At 68.4% G+C, this 20,809-nt stretch carries 20 protein-coding genes; 6 read left to right on the top strand and 14 right to left on the bottom strand.

What is annotated here, in order from left to right; all coding sequences use genetic code 11:
* The first annotated feature begins 19 nt into the window (after positions 1 to 19).
* Entirely contained in the window at positions 20 to 1,072 is a 1,053-nt protein-coding gene (lipA, locus tag QLQ85_RS14875) for a lipoyl synthase (protein WP_282739713.1), read from the top strand.
* A 103-nt stretch (positions 1,073 to 1,175) separates the two neighbouring features.
* Here lipA and lipB read toward each other — a convergent pair whose 3' ends face one another.
* From lipB to QLQ85_RS14820, 11 genes are all read right to left on the bottom strand, one after another.
* On the bottom strand, positions 1,176 to 1,922 hold the full coding sequence (gene lipB / locus QLQ85_RS14870; RefSeq protein WP_282739712.1) for a lipoyl(octanoyl) transferase LipB: 747 nt from the start codon (positions 1,920 to 1,922) through the stop codon (positions 1,176 to 1,178).
* Positions 1,922 to 2,242, bottom strand: a complete 321-nt coding sequence (locus QLQ85_RS14865) for an HP0495 family protein (protein WP_282739711.1) — start codon at positions 2,240 to 2,242, stop codon at positions 1,922 to 1,924. Before QLQ85_RS14865 ends, lipB begins: the two co-directional genes overlap by 1 nt.
* 65 nt (positions 2,243 to 2,307) lie before the next feature.
* Positions 2,308 to 3,510, bottom strand: a complete 1,203-nt coding sequence (locus QLQ85_RS14860; protein ID WP_407650396.1) for a D-alanyl-D-alanine carboxypeptidase family protein — start codon at positions 3,508 to 3,510, stop codon at positions 2,308 to 2,310.
* A gap of 53 nt (positions 3,511 to 3,563) precedes the next feature.
* Positions 3,564 to 4,601 (bottom strand): septal ring lytic transglycosylase RlpA family protein, encoded by a 1,038-nt coding sequence (locus QLQ85_RS14855; RefSeq protein WP_282739710.1) that lies wholly within the window; start codon positions 4,599 to 4,601, stop codon positions 3,564 to 3,566.
* Positions 4,598 to 5,668 (bottom strand): lytic murein transglycosylase B, encoded by a 1,071-nt coding sequence (mltB, locus tag QLQ85_RS14850; RefSeq protein ID WP_282739709.1) that lies wholly within the window; start codon positions 5,666 to 5,668, stop codon positions 4,598 to 4,600. The genes QLQ85_RS14855 and mltB overlap by 4 nt, the downstream gene beginning before the upstream one ends.
* Positions 5,669 to 5,694: 26 nt before the next feature.
* Positions 5,695 to 6,855, bottom strand: a complete 1,161-nt coding sequence (gene rodA, locus QLQ85_RS14845) for a rod shape-determining protein RodA (RefSeq protein ID WP_282739708.1) — start codon at positions 6,853 to 6,855, stop codon at positions 5,695 to 5,697.
* A 3-nt stretch (positions 6,856 to 6,858) separates the two neighbouring features.
* Positions 6,859 to 8,766, bottom strand: a complete 1,908-nt coding sequence (gene mrdA / locus QLQ85_RS14840) for a penicillin-binding protein 2 (RefSeq protein ID WP_282739707.1) — start codon at positions 8,764 to 8,766, stop codon at positions 6,859 to 6,861.
* A gap of 83 nt (positions 8,767 to 8,849) precedes the next feature.
* Positions 8,850 to 9,317 (bottom strand): 23S rRNA (pseudouridine(1915)-N(3))-methyltransferase RlmH, encoded by a 468-nt coding sequence (rlmH, locus tag QLQ85_RS14835; RefSeq protein WP_282739706.1) that lies wholly within the window; start codon positions 9,315 to 9,317, stop codon positions 8,850 to 8,852.
* Complete coding sequence (rsfS, locus tag QLQ85_RS14830) at positions 9,314 to 9,691, bottom strand: ribosome silencing factor (RefSeq protein WP_282739705.1); 378 nt, start codon at positions 9,689 to 9,691, stop codon at positions 9,314 to 9,316. Before rsfS ends, rlmH begins: the two co-directional genes overlap by 4 nt.
* A gap of 70 nt (positions 9,692 to 9,761) precedes the next feature.
* Positions 9,762 to 10,391, bottom strand: a complete 630-nt coding sequence (gene nadD / locus QLQ85_RS14825; RefSeq protein WP_282739755.1) for a nicotinate-nucleotide adenylyltransferase — start codon at positions 10,389 to 10,391, stop codon at positions 9,762 to 9,764.
* Between the two features lie 59 nt (positions 10,392 to 10,450).
* On the bottom strand, positions 10,451 to 11,689 hold the full coding sequence (locus QLQ85_RS14820; RefSeq protein ID WP_282739754.1) for a glutamate-5-semialdehyde dehydrogenase: 1,239 nt from the start codon (positions 11,687 to 11,689) through the stop codon (positions 10,451 to 10,453).
* Between the two features lie 180 nt (positions 11,690 to 11,869).
* Here QLQ85_RS14820 and QLQ85_RS14815 point away from each other — a divergent pair, with 180 nt between their 5' ends.
* The 3 genes from QLQ85_RS14815 to QLQ85_RS14805 are packed head-to-tail and all read left to right on the top strand — an operon-like array spanning position 11,870 to position 15,094.
* Positions 11,870 to 12,739 carry a hypothetical protein gene (locus QLQ85_RS14815; protein ID WP_282739704.1) on the top strand — a complete coding sequence of 290 codons (870 nt, stop codon included), beginning with the start codon at positions 11,870 to 11,872 and terminating at the stop codon, positions 12,737 to 12,739.
* Positions 12,732 to 13,661, top strand: a complete 930-nt coding sequence (locus QLQ85_RS14810; protein ID WP_282739703.1) for a diguanylate cyclase domain-containing protein — start codon at positions 12,732 to 12,734, stop codon at positions 13,659 to 13,661. Before QLQ85_RS14815 ends, QLQ85_RS14810 begins: the two co-directional genes overlap by 8 nt.
* Positions 13,662 to 13,690: 29 nt before the next feature.
* A complete protein-coding gene (locus QLQ85_RS14805; RefSeq protein ID WP_282739702.1) occupies positions 13,691 to 15,094 on the top strand; it encodes a bifunctional DedA family/phosphatase PAP2 family protein in 1,404 nt (467 codons plus the stop codon).
* Positions 15,095 to 15,098: 4 nt separating this feature from the next.
* Here QLQ85_RS14805 and QLQ85_RS14800 read toward each other — a convergent pair whose 3' ends face one another.
* From QLQ85_RS14800 to mpl, 3 genes are all read right to left on the bottom strand, one after another.
* A complete protein-coding gene (locus QLQ85_RS14800) occupies positions 15,099 to 15,722 on the bottom strand; it encodes a LysE family translocator (RefSeq protein WP_282739753.1) in 624 nt (207 codons plus the stop codon).
* 84 nt (positions 15,723 to 15,806) lie between these two features.
* Entirely contained in the window at positions 15,807 to 16,421 is a 615-nt protein-coding gene (locus tag QLQ85_RS14795) for a flavin prenyltransferase UbiX (RefSeq protein ID WP_282739701.1), read from the bottom strand.
* A complete protein-coding gene (gene mpl / locus QLQ85_RS14790; RefSeq protein WP_282739700.1) occupies positions 16,414 to 17,793 on the bottom strand; it encodes a UDP-N-acetylmuramate:L-alanyl-gamma-D-glutamyl-meso-diaminopimelate ligase in 1,380 nt (459 codons plus the stop codon). Before mpl ends, QLQ85_RS14795 begins: the two co-directional genes overlap by 8 nt.
* Positions 17,794 to 18,061: 268 nt before the next feature.
* On the opposite strand from mpl, the gene QLQ85_RS14785 reads away from it, so the two are divergent.
* On the top strand, positions 18,062 to 19,321 hold the full coding sequence (locus tag QLQ85_RS14785; RefSeq protein ID WP_282739699.1) for a 6-phosphofructokinase: 1,260 nt from the start codon (positions 18,062 to 18,064) through the stop codon (positions 19,319 to 19,321).
* Positions 19,322 to 19,417: 96 nt separating this feature from the next.
* Positions 19,418 to 20,778, top strand: a protein-coding gene (locus tag QLQ85_RS14780) for an IS3 family transposase (protein WP_407650358.1) whose coding sequence is annotated in 2 segments (ribosomal slippage) — positions 19,418 to 19,883 and positions 19,883 to 20,778 — 1,362 coding nt in all. Because the reading frame shifts where the segments join, the coding sequence is not laid out codon by codon here.
* The last annotated feature ends 31 nt before the right edge of the window (positions 20,779 to 20,809 follow it).

The raw sequence follows: 20,809 nt of genomic DNA, 5'->3' as shown, positions 1-20,809 counted from the left end.
TAGAGAGGCTCAACACCCCATGAGCGATACCACCTCCAAGCGAGTGCCCAGCGGCGAGAAGTTCCGCAACGAACACGGCATGGCCGTGATCAAGGATGGCATCAAGCAACGCAAGCAGGTCGAGGCGAGCCCCGCGACCGAGCGCAAGCCCCACTGGCTGCGTGCGCAGATACCCGGAGGGGGACGCTTCGATGCGGTGAAGAAGAACGTCGCGACGCATCGCCTCAGCACCGTCTGTGCCGAATCGCACTGTCCTAACATGGGCGAATGCTGGAGCAATGGCACCGCCACCATCATGCTGATGGGTTCGGTCTGCACCCGGGCCTGCCGCTTCTGCGCGGTGGATACCGGCAACCCGCGGGGCTGGCTCGACGGCGAGGAGCCGGAGAACACCGCCAAGTCGGTCGAGCTCATGGGGCTGCGCTACGTGGTGCTGACCTCCGTGGACCGCGACGACCTCTCCGACGGCGGTGCGGCACACTATGCGTCCTGCATCCGCGCCATCAAGACCCATACCCCGGAGGTGGTCGTCGAGGCCCTGACCCCGGACTTCGACGGTGAACCGGCGGCCATCGAGCGCGTCGTCGATTCGGGCCTCGAGGTGTTCGCCCAGAACGTCGAGACCGTCGAGCGCCTCACCGAGCGGGTGCGGGATCCCCGGGCCGGCTACCGCAAGACCCTGGACGTCCTGGCGCATGCCAAGCGGCATCGTCCCGAGGTCATCACCAAGACCAGCCTGATGCTCGGCCTGGGCGAGACCGAGGAGGAGATCCTGGCGACCTTCGATGACCTGCGCGCCATCGGCGTGGACATCGTGACCCTGGGACAATACCTGCGGCCGACGCGCAACCACCTGCCGGTCGAGCGCTGGGTCACCCCGGAGGAGTTCGACCGCTACCGGACCCTGGGCCTCGAGAAGGGCTTCATGGAGGTCCCCTCCGGCCCGCTGGTACGCTCCAGCTACCGGGCCGACCGGGTGTTCGAGAAGAACAACCTCGGGCTCGCCGCCCCCGCCGAGGTGCCGGGCCAGGAAGCCGACCCCAACCGCATCGACGCCGTCAACGTCGGCTAGTGCCCATACCGCTGAGCGCAGTTTGAGTGGACGGAACTTGCGCTCGCGATCCCGGCCCCGAAACCCCGACGCAAGCGGCGCCGGGGATAGGTCGGAGCGGAGGTCATTCTTCAGGGATGAAGAATGTAGCGCCCAGGGAGGGGTCCACAGCGCCTCCGCGATGGTCCGACACTTCGGGACCTGTCGCCGGGAAAGCACGATCCGAGGCAACGACCAGCTCCCGCCCCAACTCCTTCGCCAGGCACTCGGCCAGGCGTTCGCCCACCGCCTCGACGCCGGGGCAATCGTCGACCAGGTCGGCCAGCCGCGTCATGGCCATGCCGGCATAACCGCAGGGGTTGATGCGTTCGAAGGGTGACAGGTCGCCATCGACGTTCAACGCCACGCCGTGGAAGCTCGCCCCGCGCCGGATACGCAGCCCCAGGGAGGCGATCTTGGCCTCCCCCACATAGACACCGGGGGCGTCGGGCCGTGCCCGCGACACCACGCCGTAACCGTCGAGCAGGGCGATCACCGCCTTCTCGAGCGCCGTCACCAGGTCGCGCACGCCGACCCGGGCGCGACGCACGTCGAGCAACGGGTAGAGCACGACCTGCCCCGGGCCGTGGTAGGTCACCTGGCCACCGCGGTCGGTGGCCACCACCGGGATGTCGCCGGGCATCAACAGATGCTCGGGCTTGCCGGCCTGCCCCTGGGTGAACACCGGATCGTGCTCGACCAGCCAGAACTGGTCAACCGTGGTGGCATCGCGCGTATCGGTGAGCTCGCGCATGGCCTGCCAGACCGGCAGATAGGGCTGCCGCCCGAGCCGGTGGACGACGATGGGAGGTAGCGCTCCGACTGCCGGCATCAGACCACCATATGCACGCGGCCGGTAGCCTTGAGGTCGACGAACAGCGCCTTGAGCTGCTCCTCGCCGGTGGCGCGAATGGTGAGACGCACCGACTGGAAGCGGCCGTTGCGGCTCGCCACCACCTCGAGCCGGCTGCCGTCGAACTCCGAGTCGTGGCGGCTGACCACCTGGCAGACGGTAGCAGCGAAGTCCTCGGCGGCATCGCCCACGACCTTGAGCGGATAGCGGCAGGGGAAGGTGATCTTCGGCGGCCGACCGCCAGGCTTGGGCTCGGCGGTGGAGGGCCGGCGCAGGTCACGCAGGGTCTTGTCGTTCATCGATCACCCCAGAAACAGAATACCCGACCATTCTACTCAACCAATGGCCATCCACCAAGGTTCGCTCAGTCGAACCAGCCCCCTATCAGGTTACTGAAGAACCGATGCACGCGGTCGAACAGGCGCTTGAACAGGCCACCCTCCTCGATGCTCTCCAGGGCGACCAGCGACCGCTCGCCGACCACCTCGTCACCGAGGCGAACCTCCATCACCCCGACATTGTCTCCGGCCTGGATAGGGGCTTCGATATCGGCACGGATGTCCAGGCGTGCGGTGAGCTGATCGTTGCGCGCACGCGGCACCGTCATCTGCACGTCGTCATCGACGCCCACCCGCAGCTCGTTCTTGTCGCCCCCCCAGACCCGCGGGGTGTTGAGGACCGCCCCCCGGTCATAGAGCTTGAGGGTCTCGAAGTAGCGGAAGCCATAGCTGAGCAGCTTCTGGGTCTCCTGGGCACGAGACTCCTCGGAGTTGGTGCCCATCACGGCGGAGATCAGTCGCATGTCATCGCGCTTGGCCGAGGCCACCAGGCCGTAGCCGGCCTCGGTGGTCCAGCCGGTCTTGAGGCCGTCGACGGTGGGATCACGCCACAACAGCCGGTTGCGGTTGGGCTGGCGGATATCGTTGTAGGTGAAGTACTTCTCCGCGTAGACGGCATAGTGCTCGGGATAGTCGTTGATGATGTGCTGGGCCAGCAGGGTCAGGTCCCGGGCCGAGGAGTACTGTTCGGGGTGCGGCAGGCCGGTGGCGTTGGCGTAGTTGGTGTTGTGCATCCCCAGGCGGGTGGCATGCTGGTTCATCAGGTCGGCGAAGGGGGCTTCGCCGCCGGCGAGGTGCTCGGCCACGGCAACGCTCGCGTCGTTGCCAGAGGCGATGATGATGCCGTGGAGCAGTTCGTGGATCGGCACCTGGGTGCCGACCTCGATGAACATCTTGGAACCACCCGTGCGCCAGGCATTCTCGCTGACCTGCACCATGTCATCCATGGTGATGTTGCCACGGTGCAGCTCGCGCTCTACCAGATAGGCCGTCATCAGCTTGGTCAGGCTGGCCGGCGGCAGTCGCTCGTCGGCGTTATGCTCCACCAGTACCCGCCCACTGTCGGCATCCATCAGGAACCACGACTTGGCCGCCAGCTGGGGGGCCGCCGGGATCATGGTTTGAGGCGCGGGCACGGCCTGCGCCAGGGCCTGGGGGGCGGCCAGCATCAGCAGGACCAGCAGCACCGGGAAGCAGCGACGGTGGAGAAGCGAGGGCAACACTCTCATGGGGGAGAATCTCATCAGGGACATCGGGGGCATCATGATACTGGAGTGCCGACTCAATCGGCACCGTTGACGACGAAAGCCTGGTCGAAACCGGCACGACGCAACTCGTCACGCACCGGGTCGACCTGGCCGGCATGGGCGAGTGGCCCCACCTGCACACGGTGCAGGCCGGCGGTACTCGCCACTCGCACCGGATGGGACAACTCTTGCTGCAGCCGGGCCTTGAGGGCCTGGGCACTCTCGCCGGAGCCGAGGGCGGCGATCTGCAGGTAGATGGGGCGGCCATCCGCCGGGCGGCGTTCCGCGGGGCGGCCATCCGCGGTCTCCGGCGCACCACTGTCGCCGGTCGCAGCGCGTGTCTCGGCTCGCTCCACCGGGGCAGCGGCGGCCACGGCGGCGGACTCGCGGGCCGGCTCGGCGACCCGTACCGAGGTCGCCTGGCGTCCGGCACCGTTATCCTGCGCCGCGCCGCCCGACGGAGCGCCGCCCGCCCCGTTCTCGGCCAGCCAGCGCTCGATATCGATGGCCTCCACCTTCACTCGCCCGGTGCCGCGGCCGAGGATATCGAGGCGCGTGGCGGCGGCGTAGGAGAGATCGATCTCGCGGTCGCTGTGGAAGGGGCCGCGATCGTTGACGCGCACGATCACCGAATTGCCGTTGTCGAGACTGGTCACCCGCACGAAGCTGGGCAGTGGCAGCGAGCGATGCGCGGCACTCATCTTGTACATGTCGTAGATCTCGCCATTGGAGGTGGCGTAACCATGGAACTTCTCGCCGTACCAGGACGCCGTGCCCTGGCGGGTATAGCCGCGGGCGTCGGGCAGCACCCGATAGGTCTTGCCCCATACCTCGTAGGTGGGCCGGTTCCCGCCCCGGGATGGAGGTTCGATACGCGGTACCGCATCGGGCACCTCGCTGACGTCCGGCGGCTCCTCGGGATAGGCGTCGCCGGACATGGCGTAACGTTCGCCGCTCCCGGTGGACGCCGCCGGCGCGGCGGCCCCGTGCTCGCCGGTTGGTTGGGGTCCGCCACCGCCGGCACAGCCGGCCAGCAGCAACACGACGGCTAGTGCTCCCGGCCAGGCCTTCATGAGCGCCCCTCCGCTTCATCGCCACGGGGCCTCAGGGGGACCGCCTCGAGCGCCTGGGCGTCACGGATCGCCTCGGCCAGCTCGGTCACCGCCATGGCATAGAGGTGGCTGTGATTGTAGCGGGTGATCACATAGAAATTCTCGTGGCCGAGACGATAGCGAAGGACGTCGTCGGCGTGGTCGAGGGCCAGTGGCACCACCGGCTGCCCGTCGTCGAGCTCGCCCCGCGGCTGGATGCCCGCCCGGCGCAGCGTCTCGACCTCGGCGTAGGGCGGTCGGGTGAGGTTGAACTCGACCTCGTCGGGCAGTACCTCTGGCCCCTCGGCCTCGGCATAGATCGGCTCGCCACCCTGCCAGCCGTGCTCGGCGAAATAGTTGCCCACGCTACCGATGGCATCGACCGGATTGGTCCAGAGATCGCGGATGCCGTCACCGTCGAAGTCGACCGCATAGGCGCGGTAGCTGGTGGGGATGAACTGCGGATAGCCCATGGCGCCCGCGTAGGAGCCATCGAGACTACCGGGATCGACCCCCTGCTCGCGGGTGATCTCCAGGAAGGCCGCCAGTTCGCCACGAAAGAAGGCACCGCGCACCGGATGGTGGAAGGCCAGGGTGGAGAGCGAATCGAGCACCCGATGACGGCCGGTGAAGCGGCCATAACTGGTCTCGACGCCGATGATGGCGGCGATCACCTCGGCGGGCACGCCGTACTGGGCCTCGGCGCGCGCGAAGGCGTCGCGATGGGCCTCGATGAAGGCCACCCCACGAGCGATGCGCTCGGGCTGCAGGAAGATCTCGCGATACTCGTCCCAGCGCAGGCGGCGCTCGGCGGCGCCCTCCATGGCATCCAGCACGCCCTGCTGGAAGGCGGCGTCTCGCATGGCCGCCTCGAGCCAGTCGCGCTCGATGCCTCTTTCGGCGAGCTCCTCGACCAGTGCGCCCACCTCGGCGTGGCGGGCGGGATCGAAATCCACGGCAGCCTGGGCGCCCAGCACCTGCAACGACAATCCGGCACAGGCGATCACGGCCAGGCCCTTCCTCGGTCCTTGAAAACGGGACACCGTCATTCTCTTGCCCTCTCCTGCGCCGGCGGCTAGCGCGGCAGCAACCTACGGTGAGCGTGAATGGCCATGAGAATACCGAAACCGGCCAGCAAGGTCACGCCGGAGGTGCCGCCATAACTGACCAGCGGCAGCGGCACCCCGACCACCGGCAGGATGCCGCTGACCATGCCCACGTTGACGAACACGTAGATGAAGAAGGTCAGGACGATGCTCCCGGCCAGCAGGCGCCCGAAGGTGTCCTGGGCACCGGCGGCCAGCCACAGGCCACGGCTGATGATCAGCAGGTAGAGCACCAGCACCGCCAGCATGCCGGCCAGCCCGAACTCCTCGCCGAGTACCGCGACGATGAAATCGGTGTGTCGCTCCGGCAGGAACTCGAGCTGAGACTGGGTGCCCTGCAGCCAGCCCTTGCCGAACAGCCCACCGCTGCCGATGGCGGTGGTCGACTGGATGATGTTCCAGCCCGACCCCAGTGGGTCGCTGTTGGGATCGAGGAAGGTCAGCACCCGCTGGCGCTGGTAGTTGTGCAGGCTCATCCACAGCACCGGCAGGGCCGCCGTCACCAGACCGGCCAGCACGGCGATGAAGCGCCAGGAGAGCCCGGCCAGCAGCACCACGAAGACCGCCGCCGTGGCCACCAGCAGCGAGGTGCCCAGGTCGGGCTGCTTGGCGATCAGCACCACCGGCACACCGATGAGCAGTGCGCAGATCGCCAGATCCTTGAGGCGTGGCGGCAACGGCCGGCGGCTGAGGTAGGCTGCCACCATCAGCGGCATCGCCAGCTTCATCAATTCCGACGGCTGGAAGCGGATCACCCCGGGGATCACCAGCCAGCGCTGGGCGCCCATTCCCATGTCACCCACCAGTTCCACCGCCACCAGCATCAACAGGCCGACGACATAGACGGGCAGTGCCCAGCGCAGCAGCGTGGTGGTCGAGAGCTGAGCCAGCAGCAGCATCACCACCAGCGCCACCCCGAAACGAATACCCTGGGCGATCACCACATCGAGCCGCTGGCCACTGGCGCTGTACATCACCGCCAGCCCGGACGCCATCAGCACCAGCAACATGGCCAGCAGCCAGGGGTCCAGGTGCACGCGCTCCCAGACACCGCGCCTGCGGGCGATGCCACTGGCCGGGGGCCGCACCGGGTGGGGACGCAGCACCCGCGACAGGTCGATCATTGCCATGGGTCAGTTCCCCGCCACGCGAGCATCGTCGTTCTCCATCTCTTCTCGAATCTCCTCGACGTCTAGCGCCTCGTCGTCCAGCAGCCAGGCGTCGGTCATGGCACGTGCCAGGTGCGCCGCATGGGTACTGCCGCCCCCGGCGTTCTCGACGATCACCGACACGGCGATCTGTGGCTCGTCAAGCGGCGCGAAGGCCATGAACAGGGCATGGTCGCGTAGCCTCTCGGCGAGCTCATCGGCGTCGTAGCGCTGGTCCTGCCCCAGCGAGAAGACCTGGGCGGTGCCCGACTTGCCCCCCATGCGATACTCGAGCCCCACCCCGGTGCGCCGCGCCGTGCCTTCGCTGCCGCTGAGCACCTTCTCCATGCCGGAGAACACCTTGTCCCACCAGCCGTCGGTGGCCAGGGTGATGTCCGGCGGGGTCTCGGGCAGTTCCCGCGGCACCTCCTCCTCTCCGATGCGCCGCGCCAACCGCGGCTTGACCCACTGTCCCCGGTTGGCGAGCACCGCGGTAGCGGTGGCCAGCTGCAGCGGCGTCACCTGCCAGTAGCCCTGGCCGATCCCCACCGACAGGGTCTCGCCGGGATACCAGGGCTGGTTGAAGCGGCCGCGCTTCCAGTCCCGCGACGGCATCAGGGCGGTGCTCTCGCCGAAGACGTCGTGGGCGACCCGCTGGCCGAAGCCGAAGGCACTCATGTTGTCGTGTAGCCGGTCGATGCCCATGTCGTGGGCCAGCGAGTAGTAATAGGTGTTGTTGGAGACGGCGATGGAGCGCTCCATGTCGACCCGGCCATGCCCCCAGCGCAACCAGTTGCGGTAGCGCCGCGAATCGTTGGGCAACTGGTAGTACCCCGGATCGAAGATGGTCTTGTCCGGGGTGATCTCCCCCTCGACCAGGCCGGCCAGGGCCAGGAAGGGCTTGATGGTCGACCCCGGCGGATACTGGCCACGGATGGCGCGGTTGAACAGCGGCAGGTCGATGTCCTCCTGCAGCGCCCGGTAGGAGGCCACGTCGATGCCGGTGACGAACTGGTTGCTGTCGAACCCCGGCACCGAGACCATGGCCAGGATCTCGCCGGTCGCGGGCGCGATGGCGACGATGGAGCCGCGCCGACCGTCGAGCAGTTCATAGGCAAGCCGCTGCAGCTCCTTGTCGAGGGTCAGGGTCAGGTTCTGTCCCGGCACCGGGTCGGTGCGACCGAGCTCGCGCAGCACCCGGCCGCGGGCGTTGGTCTCGACCTTGCGCAGCCCCGCCTGGCCATGCAGGGCATCCTCGTAGAAGCGCTCGACACCGGTCTTGCCGATGAAGTGGGTGCCGGCATAGCGGCCGGTGTCCAGGCTCGCGAGCTCCTCGGCGTTGATGCGCCCCACGTAGCCCAGCGCATGGGCCATGATCTCGGCGTCCGGATAGTAGCGCAGCAACTGGGCCTCCACCTCGACCCCGGGCAGGCGATGCCGGTTGACCGCCAACCGGGCGATCTGGTCCTCATCGAGGTCGCTCATCAACAGCGCCGGCTGAAAGGGGCGTTGGCGCTGGCGCGATCGCACCCGGAAGGCCTCGGCCTCCTCGTCGGGCAGCTCGAGGAGACGCACCAGCAGGGCCAGAGTGGCGTCCAGGTCGTCGACCCGCTCCCGCACCAGGGTGAGGTTGTAGGTGGGACGGTTCTCGGCCAGCAGCGCGCCGTTGCGGTCGTAGATCAGCCCGCGGGTCGGCGGCAGCGGCTCCACCCGGACCCGGTTCTTCTCCGAGCGGGTGCTGTAGACCTCATGCTGCACCACCTGCAGGTAGACCAGCCGCCCCATCAGCAGACCGGTCATGACGAAGACCAGCAGCACCGCCAGCAGCGAGCGCACGCGAAAGATGCGCAGTTCCTGCTCGGGATTCTTCAGGGTGTCGCGTCGCTCACGCATTCTCGGCAATGGCCTCGGCAGACGCCTCGCACGGAGGCGGGCTGATATCGGTTACAGGGACACCTTCGCGGGTCGGGGACGGCTCAACGGTGATAGGGATGCCCCACCAGCAGGGTCCAGGCGCGATAGAGCTGCTCGGCGAGCAGGATGCGCACCAGCGGATGGGGCAGGGTCAACGGCGACAGCGACCAGCGCTGGTCGGCGGCGGCCGAGAGCGACGGCTCGAGGCCGTCCGGTCCACCCACCAGCAGGACCACGTCACGCCCCTCGAGACGCCACGCCTCGGCCTCCCGGGCCAACTGCTCGGTGCTCCACGGCTTGCCGCCCACCTCCAGGGCCACCACCCACTCGTCGCCCCTCAGCCGGGCCCGGAGTCGCTCGGCCTCGAGGGCGACCGCCCTGGTCACGTCGGCATTCTTGCCGCGCTGCCCGGGAGCGATCTCCTCCACCTCCAGCGTGAAGTCACGGGGCAACCGCTTGCGGTACTCCTCGACGCCCTGGGTCACCCAGCCCGGCATGCGGGTCCCCACCGCCAGCAGGCGGACCCTCATGCGCCGCCCGCCTCGCCTCCGCTACGCGAACCGCGCACCTCCGCATCGCTGGGCAGGTCGGCCCAGAGGCGCTCGAGATCATAGAGCTGGCGGGTCTCGGGCAGCATCACGTGGACCACCAGGTCGCCGAGATCCACCAGCACCCAGTCGGCACCGTTCTCGCCCTCGACGCCCAGCGGCTGGACGCCGCCGGCCTTGGCCTTCTCGACCACGTTGCCGGCCAGCGCCGCCACATGGCGAGTGGAGGTGCCACTGGCGATCACCATCAGGTCGGTCACGCTGGTCAGGCGCGAGACATCCATCAGGCTGATGTCCCTGGCCTTGAGTTCCTCCAGCGCGTCCACCGCCAGAGTCTTGAGTGCGTCGATTTGCATAGCCCTTCGTGTCAGCCCCTCGTTGAAGCGAAATCGTGGTTACCGTCATTGTACCGGGTTGCGGCTGCTCTCAGGAACCGGAATAGAAGCCATGGGCGAGGATGCGCGCCTCCACTGCCTCGGGCAGCAGGTAGCGCACGCTGCGCCCCGCCGCCAGGCGCCGACGCACCTCGGTGGCCGAGATCGCCATGCGCGAGGGCAGCGCCAGACGCAGCAGCGCTCCCGCCGGCCGGGCCATCAGCGCCTCAGGGGAGCCGACCTCGCGCCCGGCGAGCAGCGCCTTCAGCGCCGCCGGCAGCGGCGCCTCGAAGTCGGGGCGGTCGATCACCACCACATGGGCCAACTCGAAGAGCTGCTCGGGCTCGTGCCAGTCGGCCAGGCGCCGGAAGGCGTCGTGGCCCAGCGCCATCACCAGGCGGGCCCGCTCGCCGAGCTCGCCGCGTAGCGAGGCCAGGGTATCGGCGCTGTAGGAGGGGCCGTCCCTGCACAGTTCGCGAGGATCGGCGATGAGCCCCGGGGTGTCGCCGATACCCAGGCGCAGCAGCGCGAGACGCTCGGCGGGCGCGACATGCGGCTCGCCCCGCAGCGGCGGCGTGCTGGCGGGAATCATGTGCACCCGGTCGAGGGCGAGCGCCTCGCGAAGCTCCACGGCGCTGCGCAGGTGGCCCAGGTGCACCGGGTCGAAGGTGCCGCCGAGCATGGCCACCCGCGGCGGCGGGTCGCCGGCTCGCACCGGCAGTCGACGCGACGTCTCGGGCGTCACTGGCGAACCTGGCCGTCACCGAGGACGATGTACTTGCGGGTGGTGAGCCCTTCGAGGCCCACCGGGCCACGGGCGTGGAGCTTGTCGGTGGAGATGCCGATCTCGGCGCCCAGGCCGTACTCGAAGCCGTCGGCGAAGCGGGTCGAGGCATTGACCATCACCGAACTGGAGTCCACCTCGGCCATGAAGCGGCGGGCCAGGCCGTAGTGTTCGGTGACGATGGCATCGGTGTGGTGCGAGCCGTAGCGCTCGATATGGGCGACCGCCGCGTCCATGCCGTCGACCACACGGATCGCCAGCACCGGCGCCAGGTATTCGGTGTGCCAGTCCTCCTCGGTGGCGGGGACCGCCTCGGGGAGAATGGTGCACGTACGCTCGCAGCCGCGCAGCTCGACGCCGTGCTCGGCATAGGCGGCGGCCAGCTTCGGCAACAGCGCCTCGGCCACCGGCGCGTCCACGAGCAGGGTCTCCATGGTGTTGCAGGTGCCGTAGCGATGGGTCTTGGCGTTCACCGCGATGGCCAGCGCCTTCTGCGGATCGGCGGTGGCATCGATGTAGACGTGGCAGACCCCGTCCAGGTGCTTGATCACCGGTACCCGCGCCTCGCGAGAGATGCGCTCGATCAGCGACTTGCCACCCCGCGGAATGATCACGTCGACATACTCGGGCATGGCGATCAGGCGGCCCACGGCGGCGCGGTCGGTGGTCGCCACCACCTGTACCGCGCCCTCGGGCAGCCCGGCATCGGCGAGCCCGGCACGAATGCAGCCGGCGATGGCGGCGTTCGACTCGCGGGCCTCGGAACCGCCGCGCAGGATGCAGGCGTTACCGGACTTGAGACAGAGACTGGCGGCTTCCAGGGTGACGTTGGGCCGCGACTCGTAGATGATGCCGATGACCCCCAGCGGCACCCGCATCTGGCCCACCTGGATGCCGCTGGGTCGCGAACGCAGGCCATCGATCTCGCCCACCGGATCCGGCAACGCCGCGACCTGATTGAGCCCCTCGACCATGGCGTCGATACGCCTGTCGTCCAACGCCAGTCGCTCGAGCAGCGCGGCGTCCAGGCCGCTCTCCTGTCCCCGCGCCAGATCGCGGGCATTGGCGGCGAGCAGCTCGGCGCGCGCCTCGATGAGCCGCTCGGCCATGGCCAGCAGCGCGGCGTTCTTGGCCCCGGTGGCGGTGCGGCGCATCGCGGTGGCGGCGGTACGGGCCGCCTGGCCGAGGCGCACCATGTAGGTATCGATATCGCCGATACCCTCGGTACCGGCAGCCAGGACAGAGGACGAATCGGAGTGGGAGGCGTGCGCAGTCATGCCGTAGAGTGTCTCCTGAGGCCGGTGTCGCCGAGAGACAGGGACGACACCGGCGTTATACTGTGCGGAAAACCGGGAAGGGATTCATAGTAAGCCACCATGCAGAGCAAGTACAAAATCGGCCTGCTGCGAGGCAACCTGCTGGCCGCGGCACTGTTGCTGGCGTTGCTCGCCCCCGCCGCCCCCACCCTCCCCGAGGCCCTGCTCCTGTGGCTGGCGACGGGCTGGCTGGGGGTAACCGCCGCGCTGCTGGAATTCAGCCATCGCCGCCCGGCCATGGTGCCGTGGCAGTTGCTGCCCAGCCTGCTGCTGGCTGCCCTGTTGTGGGTGGCCCCCGATCGCTACCTGATCTGGCTATGGGCGTGGGCGGTCCTGATCATGCTGCCCCAGCCCGCCTGGATGGCGGCGCTCAACGTCCTGCTCGCCGGCCTCACCTGGTGGTCGCTGCTGGACAGGATGGGCCTGGAACAAGCCACTCTCTCGGGATTGGTCCTGGCCGGCCTGTTGCTCCTCGGCCTGGTCCGCAGCCGTGACCTGCAGCCGCTACGCGGCCCGGACCGGCGCCGCATGCGCCTGATCCCGGGGCTGCGCCTCTGGCCCCGGAACCAGCTCTCCCACGACCTGATACGCGAACGGGCACGAGCCCGGCGCGAGGGCGTTCATGCCGAGCTGTTGATACTCCAGACCTCACCCGGCCAGCTCTGGCCACTCGCCCGCCGGCTCTGCCGGTTCACCCGCAGCTTCGAGAACTGCTATCACCTCGACCGCCGCACCCTGGCGACACTGCTGCTCAGTCGCGATGCCGAGCAGGCCGAGCAGCGCCGCAACCGGCTGCTGAGAGACCTCGACACGACGGCTCGGTTGCGCGTCACCGCCCTGTCCCGGGTCGAGTCGCTCGGCGACGAATGCCGCGCCCTGGAGCGACAGCAGCCACCCATGGCCGTGATCCGAGGGCTCGAGCATGATTGAGCCACGCCCCGCGCGGTTGCATGCCCTGGTCTACAGCACCGGTGCCCTGCTGTTGCTCGGCCATGCCCTGTGGCTCTACCTGATGGGCGACTATCCGAGTATCCTGCTCCCGGTGTTACTGACCCCGTTGATGCTGCTCGCCGCCCTGCTGCGCCTGGGCCAGGACGACCACGGGAGGCTCTCGGCCTATCTGGTGCTGATCTGCGGCTACCTGCTGATCGCCGTTGAGCTACCCCAGCAGGCGTCGCTTGCGCCCCTGTGGCTGGGCCTGCCGGCGGTGCTCACCCTGCTGCTGCTGCCGCTGGGGCCAGCCATGCTGCTCAACGTCATGCTGGTGCCGATCTGGCTGATTCTGGTCGGCGACGAACATCTCGATCGCGACCTGACGCTGAGCTACCTGGCCCTGGTGGTGGTGGCCGGCCTGACGCCCTGGGAATTCCTGCGTCAACAGGCCTTGCTGCGGGCCACCGACCCACGCGACCCGGACTGCCCCGCCACCAACCGCGAAACCCTTCACGACCGGCTGCACAGCGAGTGCGAGCGTGCCGAACTGCTGGACCAGCGCCTGGCGGTACTGCTGCTCCACCTGCCTCAGTTCGACATGGCCGGCGAGCAGTTCGGCTCCAGGGTCCGACAGGCCCTGCTCGACGCCGTCTGCCGGGAGGTCGACAAGCGCTGCCGCGACCATGACCTGCTGGGCCGGGAAGGACCGGCCGACTTCTGGCTGGTACTGCCCGACACCAGCGAGAACGGCGCCATGCTGGTGCGCCAGCGCCTCGAACAGTCGCTGCAGCGGACGGTACTGCTGGAGATCGGCCCGATCGAGACCCGCATGACACTCTGCCTGCTGCAACGCCGCGAATCTCCGGAACACTTCGAGCAGCGCCTGCAGACCCGAACCCAGCGCCTGGCCGAGATCTGATTCCTTGCCGCCGACCACGGAGCGTTCTCTTGAGCCTTGCGGATACCCTCTATCAGTTGACCCCTTCCCCCACCCTGCTGCTGCTGCTCATCGCCGCCATCGCCCTGGTCGAGTCCCTGGCCCTGGTCGGCCTGCTGGTGCCCGGCGTCGTGCTGATCACTGCCGCCGCCTCCCTGGCCGGCCATCAGGAGATCGCCCTGGCGGCGGTCCTCGCGGTCGCCTTCGTCGGCGCCGTGGTGGGTGACGGCGCGAGCTTCCTGCTGGGCTACACCCAGCGCGAAAGGGTGACTCGCCAGTGGCCCCTCTCCCACCACCCGGAGTGGCTGGCCCGGGGCGCCCGCTTCTTCCGGCGCTACGGCAGCCTGTCGGTGTTCTTCGGTCGCTTCGTCGGCCCGGTGCGCCCCATGGTGCCGTTGATCGCCGGCATGCTGCACATGTCGCCGCGAGCCTTCCTCTGGGCCAACCTCGCCTCGGCGGTCCTGTGGGCTCCCGCCTATGTACTGCCCGGCTACCTGCTGGGACACACCTGGCAACGGCTACTCGACCTGCCGGAGGGTATCGAGACCTGGTTGATCGCCCTGGCCGTGCTGCTGGTGGCACTGGCGGTGGTGTTCTCCTGGCTGCGCCAGCAGGTCACCCGCACCGGGCGCCTCTATCGCCTGGCGGCCAACGGCGCGCGGCGCCACCCGGTGATGCGGCGCTTCTGGCTGGCCCAGAGCTGGCGGGGGCAGGGCGAGGTGCCGCTGGCCAGCTGGCTGCTGCTGATCCTCGCCCTGGGCGCCCTCTCGGGCTGGACCCTGATGGTGATCCAGCAGCATGGCCCGCTGGAGGTGGACCTGCGCGTCGACTCGCTCTTCGCGGCCCTGGCCTCCCCCGCCCTGGCGCGTGCCGGCCAGACGCTCGCCCGGGTCGGCGACACCTACGGGGTGCTGGCCCTGGTGCTGCCCTGGGGGCTCTGGCTGCTGTGGAAGCGCCACCTGGCGGCCTTCCTGCACATCGCCGCCGGGCTCGGCGGCATCGCGCTGCTCAATACCCTGGGCAAGGCGCTGATCGGTCGCGACCGCCCCGATGCACCGGACTACCTGACCGGCTCCCTGGCCTATCCCAGTGCCCACGCCTCCACCGCCGTGGTCGTGGCCGGCCTGGCCGCCGCCTTCATCGCCCATGAGCTGCCCCACCGACAGCGCCACTGGGTCTACTGGGGGGCGATCTTGCTCGTCGTCCCCATGGCGCTCTCGCGGCTGGTGATCGGCGTGCACTGGCTCAGCGACCTGGTCGGCGGCGCCCTGCTCGGCCTGGTGGTCTGCGCCCTGGTGCACCTGGCCTGGCAGCAGAGGCCCCATCCGCCACTCGCCCCCTGCCCCTGGTCGTGGCTCGCTGCCGCTTCGCTGGTCCTGGTCGGCGCCCGGGTCGCCTGGCTACCGCCCGTCTAGGCCCCTATCCCAGGGCCAGCCACACCCCGACGCCGACCATCAGCGATCCCGCGAGACGGTTGAGCAGGCGCACGTTGTCACTCTCGCCGAGCAGTCGGCGCAGGCTGCGCCCGCCGGCGGCGTAGAGCAGCAGGCAGAGGAACTCGATGGTCAGTATCACCGCGATCAGCACGCCGAGCTGGCCGGCCAGCGCCCGCGAGGCGTCGAGGAAGGGCGGCAACAGGGCCACGAAGAAGGCCCAGCCCTTGGGATTGGCCACCGCGGTGAGAAAACCCTGCAGCGCCAGCTGACCGCGGGAGGCCGGCGGCAACTCGACGCTCTCGAGGGGAATCGCCATGCGCCCCCGGGAGCGCCACATCATCACCCCCAGATACCCCAGGTAGGCGCCGCCCACCCACTTGAACAGCGCGAACAGCTCCGGCTGACGCAGCATCAGCGTGGCCACCCCGGCACCGGCGGCGGCGGCCACCAGGCCCACGCCGACCAGTTCGCCGGCCATCATCCACAGGGTCCGTTTCACGCCCTGGGTCATCCCCAGCACCATGGAGAGCGTCATGCACATGCCGGGGGTCAGCGACACCAGCAGGAAGGTCGGCACGAAGACCGACAGCAGCGACAGCTTGATCATCATCGAAGGCCTCGTCCTTGTGCGCCCAGCCTGGCGGGAGCGAATGACACCACCGTGACGGCTCCCGCGCCGGAAGCCTCCCCATCACTCGCCCCAGCGCGGCATCAGGCGGTGCTCGATCCCCAACTGGTTGAGGATCCGCGCGACGATGAAGTCGATCAAGTCGTCGATGTGCTTCGGCTGATGGTAGAACCCCGGCGCCGCCGGCAGGATCACCGCCCCCATGCGGGCCAGGCTCAGCATGTGCTCGAGATGGATCGCCGAGAAGGGCGTCTCCCGAGGCACCAGGATCAACCGGCGACGCTCCTTGAGCGCCACGTCGGCGGCGCGCTCGATCAGGTTGTTGCTGGCGCCGGTGGCCACCGCCGAGAGGGTGCCGGTGGAGCAGGGACAGATCACCATCGCCGACGGCGCCCCCGACCCCGACGCCACCGGCGCCATCCAGTCCTCACGTCCGAAGCAGCGGATCTGGCCGGGAGCCGCGCCGCTGCGCGCGGTCAGTGCCTCGGCCAGCCGCTGCGGGCGGGCCGGCAGGTCGGTATCGGTCTCGGTACTGACCACCAGGTGGGCGGCCTTGGAGATCATCACCCACACCGCGTGGTCGGCCGCCACCAGCGCCTCGATCAGGCGCAGGCCGTACTGGGCCCCGGAGGCGCCGGTGATGGCCACCGTGACCGGTGCTCGCAGGTCGTCAGCCATGGGCGGCCTCCAGGGCGGCGAGCAGCTTCTCGTGGATGCCGCCGAAACCGCCGTTGGACATCACCACGATGCGATCGAACGGCCGCGCCTCGGTCACCAGGGCATCGACCAGGGCGTCGAGGTCCTCGTGCAGGTGGGCCACCACGGGGCTCGCCGCGAGCAGCGGCGCCAGCGACCAGTCGAGCCCCGGGGGCTGGTACCAGAAGGCGGCATCGGCGGCGCCGACGCTGGCGGCGAGGCGATCCCGCAGGGTGCCCAGGCGCATGGTATTGGAGCGTGGCTCGACCACCGCCAGCAGCCGGCCGCGGGTGGTGGCGGCGCGCAGCCCCTCCAGGGTGGCGGCGATGGCCGTGGGGTGGTGGGCGAAGTCGTCGATCACCTGGATCCCGGCCACCTCGCCACGCAGCTCCTGGCGCCGCCGTGGGGACTCGAAGCGCGACAGCGCCGCGCAGCCCCGTGCCAGGTCGACCCCGCAGGCGTGTGCTGCCGCCAGCGCGGCCAGAGCATTGCGGGCGTTGTAGGCGCCGGTCAACGGCCAGTCGACCACGGCGTCCTCATCCGCCTCGTCCTGCTGGTGGATCACCCGGAAGCGCGAGCCATCCTCGCGCTCGAGCGCCAGCCGCCAGGGGCTGGAGGCCTCACCGCCGAAGCGCACGACCGGCGTCCAGCAGCCCTGCTCGAGCACCCGGTCCAGCGCCGGTTCGCCGTCGGCCACCAGCAGCCGGCCACGGCCGGGCACGGTGCGCACCAGGTGGTGGAACTGCCGCTCGATGGCGGCCAGATCGGGGAAGATATCCGCATGGTCGAACTCGAGATTGCCGAGGATGGCGATCTCGGGGCGGTAGTGGACGAACTTGGAGCGCTTGTCGAAGAACGCCGTGTCGTACTCGTCGGCCTCGACCACGAAGGGGGCGTCATGGGCCCCGAGACGCGCCGAGACGCCGAAGTTTCGCGGCACGCCGCCGATCAGGAAGCCCGGCGCGAGGCCGGCGGATTCCAGCAGCCAGGCCAGCAGGCTCGCCGTGGTGGTCTTGCCGTGGGTCCCGGCCACGGCGATGACCTGCCGCCCGGCCAGGACATGCTCGGCGAGCCACTGGGGACCCGAGACATAGGGCAGCCCCCGGTCGAGCAGCGCCTCGACCTCGGGGTTGCCCCGGGAGAGGGCGTTGCCGACCACCACCAGGTCGGGGCGTGGCGTGAGATTGGCGGCCGCGTAGCCCTCGGCCAGATGGATGCCGGCCTCCTCGAGTTGGGTGCTCATGGGGGGATAGACATTGGCATCCGAGCCACTGACCGTGAGGCCCAGTTCGCGGGCCAGCAGCGCCAGGCTACCCATGAAGGTGCCGCAGATGCCGAGAATGTGAAGGTGCATGCTGTCTCCGACTGCATCGTGCCGCCGCAGGCCGCGGCGCGGTCACGGGAGACTAGCATGGCGCCCGCGGCGCGCTCCAGCGGGTACCGTCGCGGCCGGGGCACAAGCCCTCTTGGACCCCGTGACCGCGCAGATGCAGCCCATGCCGCTTTCGGCTAGAATCAGACCCCTTTCGAACCCCGAAGGAATCACCGAATAGGCCGACGCCGCGGTTGCCCACGCCTCTATTCAGTGATTCCTTGACGCTACCCAGGAGCAGGAAAGCCCCATGGCCCAGCACAACGCCTTCTACGCCCAGTCCGGCGGCGTCACCGCCGTGATCAACGCCAGCGCCTGCGGCGTGATCGAGGCCTGCCGCCGCCACCCGGACCGCATCGGCAAGGTCTATGCCGGCCACAACGGCATCATCGGCGCCCTGACCGAGGACCTGATCGACGTCAGCCAGGAGTCCGACGACACCATCGCCGCCCTGCGCCACACCCCGGGCGGCGCCTTCGGCTCCTGTCGCTACAAGCTCAAGGACATCGAGAGTCACCGCGCCCAGTACGAGCGGCTGATCGAGGTGTTCAAGGCCCACGATATCCGCTACTTCTTCTACAACGGCGGCGGCGACAGCGCCGACACCTGCCTCAAGGTCTCACAGCTCTCCGAGAAGCTGGGCTATCCGCTGACCGCCATCCACGTGCCCAAGACCGTGGACAACGACCTGCCGATCACCGACAACTCGCCGGGCTTCGGCAGCGTGGCCAAGTACATCGCCACCTCGACCCTGGAGGCCTCGCTGGACATCGCCTCCATGTGCGCCACCTCCACCAAGGTGTTCGTGCTCGAGGTGATGGGCCGCCACGCCGGCTGGATTGCCGCCGCCGGCGCCCTGGCCGGCAACGGCGAGGGCGAGCCGCCCCACCTGGTGATCTTCCCCGAGGTGCCCTTCGACCGCGCCAGGGTGATGACCCGGGTCGAGGAGGCGGTGCGGAAGTACGGCTACTGCGTGATCGTGGTCTCCGAGGGCGCCCGCTACGAGGACGGCACCTTCCTCGCCGACTCCGGCAACACCGACGCCTTCGGCCACCGCCAGCTGGGCGGCGTGGCGCCGACGCTGGCCGGCATGGTCAAGCAGGACCTGGGCTACAAGTACCACTGGGCGGTGGCCGACTACCTGCAACGTGCCGCCCGCCACCTGGCCTCGAAGACCGATGTCGACCAGGCCTACGCGGTGGGCGAGAAGGCCGTGGAACTGGCGCTCGACGGCAAGAACGCCATGATGCCGGCGATCAAGCGCATCTCCGACGCCCCCTACGCCTGGCGCATCGAGGCCGCGCCGCTGGCCGAGGTCGCCAACCGCGAGAAGTTCATGCCCCGGGAGTACATCCGCGAGGACGGTTTCGGGATCACCGAGGCGTGCCGCCAGTACCTCTCGCCGCTGATCCAGGGCGAGGACTTCCCGCCGTTCGAGAACGGCCTGCCGAAGGTCGCCCACCTCAAGCGCGCCAAGACCGAACGCAAGCTGCCAGAGTTCAAGCTCTAGGCGCATAGCCGAGAGCGCCGAGCCAAGAGCCCCACCGGATGTCATTGAACTGCACCCCGAAAGTTGGACACCTAATCCAACCCTCGGGGTGTTTCTATGAGCAATCGATACGACGAGTGGTTCAAGCTGCTAGTGGTGCAGCAGTGTTTGCATGAGGACACTAGCCTACGCGAGGTGGCTCGCCAGCATCGCCTTGACCATTCCCTGGTGCGTAAATGGCGGGAACGCTACCGCCAGCATGGCGCGCCGGGGCTAGGCAAGAAGTACAGTCACTACAGTGCTGCCTTCAAGCTGGCGGTACTCGAGAGAATGTGGCGAGATGGCTTGTCACGCCGGCAGGCTGCCACCCTGTTCGATATTCGCGGAGATGCCGCTATTGGCATATGGGAGCAGCAGTACCATAGTGGTGGCCTGACTGCGTTATCGCCAAAGCGAAAGGGACGCCGCCCGATGGTCAAAAAGCCGCCTTCACCACCACCCCCACCTGATGAAGAGCGCTCTCATGAGGAGTTGCTCAAAGAGTTGGCGTATCTGCGGGCGGAGAACGCCTATCTAAAAAAGCTCGATGCCTTGATCCGGGAGAAGCAGGCGGCAACGCAGGGCAGAAAGCCCAAGCCGTCCAAGGGTTAAGGCACGAGCATTCGCTGGCTCTGCTGCTGCGTGCGGCAGAGCTACCGCGCAGCACGTTCTACTACCAGCTCAAGGCCCTGGGCGCTGACGATCAGTGCGCGCCCCTGAAGGCGCGTATCCGGGCGATCTACGATAGCCACAAAGGGCGCTATGGTTATCGCCGCATCACTGCTGCCCTACGGCAGGCAGGTGAAGTGATCAACCACAAGGCCGTCCAGCGCTTGATGCAACAGCTGGGCTTGAAGTCCCTGGTTCGCCCAAAGCGGTATCGCGCCTACCGAGGAGCAGTGGGACATGTGGCTCCCAACGTACTCGACCGGCAGTTTCAGGCAGAAGGACCGAATCAGAAGTGGGTGACCGACATCACGGAGTTCAACGTCGACGGACAGAAGCTGTATCTGTCCCCCATCATGGATCTCTACAACGGCGAGATCGTCGCCTATCAGACCAGCAGGCGTCCCGTACTCTCACTGGTGAAGCACATGCTGCAGCAGGCCTTTGCCCGCTTGAAGCACTCGGACCGGCCACTGCTGCATTCCGATCAGGGGTGGCATTACCAGCATCCCACCTATCGCGCCCTGTTGGCAGGACAGGCGCTGACCCAGAGCATGTCACGCAAGGGCAACTGCTTGGACAATGCCGCCATGGAGAGCTTCTTCGGCACCCTGAAGGCCGAGTATTTCCACCTGAACCGGTTCGATACGGTTGAGCAGTTGCAGCAAGGCCTCGATCGTTACATCCATTACTACAACCACGAGCGCATCAGGCTGAAACTAAAAGGCCTGAGCCCCGTACAGTACAGGACTCAGGCCTTGGGCGCCGGCTGAACGAACCGTCCAACTATTGGGGGTCAGTTCA

It is taken from the genome of Halomonas kalidii, from assembly GCF_030010475.1.
In the GTDB taxonomy this organism is placed as follows: domain Bacteria; phylum Pseudomonadota; class Gammaproteobacteria; order Pseudomonadales; family Halomonadaceae; genus Halomonas; species Halomonas heilongjiangensis.
This window is presented reverse-complemented; position numbering and strand designations above follow the sequence as displayed.

Bases quoted from the DNA above. Each gene is read 5' to 3' on its own strand.
- lipA (WP_282739713.1), top strand. From the start codon at position 20: ATGAGCGATACCACCTCCAAGCGAGTGCCCAGCGGCGAGAAGTTCCGC.
- lipB (WP_282739712.1), bottom strand. From the start codon at position 1,922: ATGCCGGCAGTCGGAGCGCTACCTCCCATCGTCGTCCACCGGCTCGGG.
- QLQ85_RS14865 (WP_282739711.1), bottom strand. From the start codon at position 2,242: ATGAACGACAAGACCCTGCGTGACCTGCGCCGGCCCTCCACCGCCGAG.
- QLQ85_RS14860 (WP_407650396.1), bottom strand. From the start codon at position 3,510: ATGAGAGTGTTGCCCTCGCTTCTCCACCGTCGCTGCTTCCCGGTGCTG.
- QLQ85_RS14855 (WP_282739710.1), bottom strand. From the start codon at position 4,601: ATGAAGGCCTGGCCGGGAGCACTAGCCGTCGTGTTGCTGCTGGCCGGC.
- mltB (WP_282739709.1), bottom strand. From the start codon at position 5,668: ATGACGGTGTCCCGTTTTCAAGGACCGAGGAAGGGCCTGGCCGTGATC.
- rodA (WP_282739708.1), bottom strand. From the start codon at position 6,855: ATGGCAATGATCGACCTGTCGCGGGTGCTGCGTCCCCACCCGGTGCGG.
- mrdA (WP_282739707.1), bottom strand. From the start codon at position 8,766: ATGCGTGAGCGACGCGACACCCTGAAGAATCCCGAGCAGGAACTGCGC.
- rlmH (WP_282739706.1), bottom strand. From the start codon at position 9,317: ATGAGGGTCCGCCTGCTGGCGGTGGGGACCCGCATGCCGGGCTGGGTG.
- rsfS (WP_282739705.1), bottom strand. From the start codon at position 9,691: ATGCAAATCGACGCACTCAAGACTCTGGCGGTGGACGCGCTGGAGGAA.
- nadD (WP_282739755.1), bottom strand. From the start codon at position 10,391: ATGCTCGGCGGCACCTTCGACCCGGTGCACCTGGGCCACCTGCGCAGC.
- QLQ85_RS14820 (WP_282739754.1), bottom strand. From the start codon at position 11,689: ATGGTGCGCCTCGGCCAGGCGGCCCGTACCGCCGCCACCGCGATGCGC.
- QLQ85_RS14815 (WP_282739704.1), top strand. From the start codon at position 11,870: ATGCAGAGCAAGTACAAAATCGGCCTGCTGCGAGGCAACCTGCTGGCC.
- QLQ85_RS14810 (WP_282739703.1), top strand. From the start codon at position 12,732: ATGATTGAGCCACGCCCCGCGCGGTTGCATGCCCTGGTCTACAGCACC.
- QLQ85_RS14800 (WP_282739753.1), bottom strand. From the start codon at position 15,722: ATGATCAAGCTGTCGCTGCTGTCGGTCTTCGTGCCGACCTTCCTGCTG.
- QLQ85_RS14795 (WP_282739701.1), bottom strand. From the start codon at position 16,421: ATGGCTGACGACCTGCGAGCACCGGTCACGGTGGCCATCACCGGCGCC.
- mpl (WP_282739700.1), bottom strand. From the start codon at position 17,793: ATGCACCTTCACATTCTCGGCATCTGCGGCACCTTCATGGGTAGCCTG.
- QLQ85_RS14785 (WP_282739699.1), top strand. From the start codon at position 18,062: ATGGCCCAGCACAACGCCTTCTACGCCCAGTCCGGCGGCGTCACCGCC.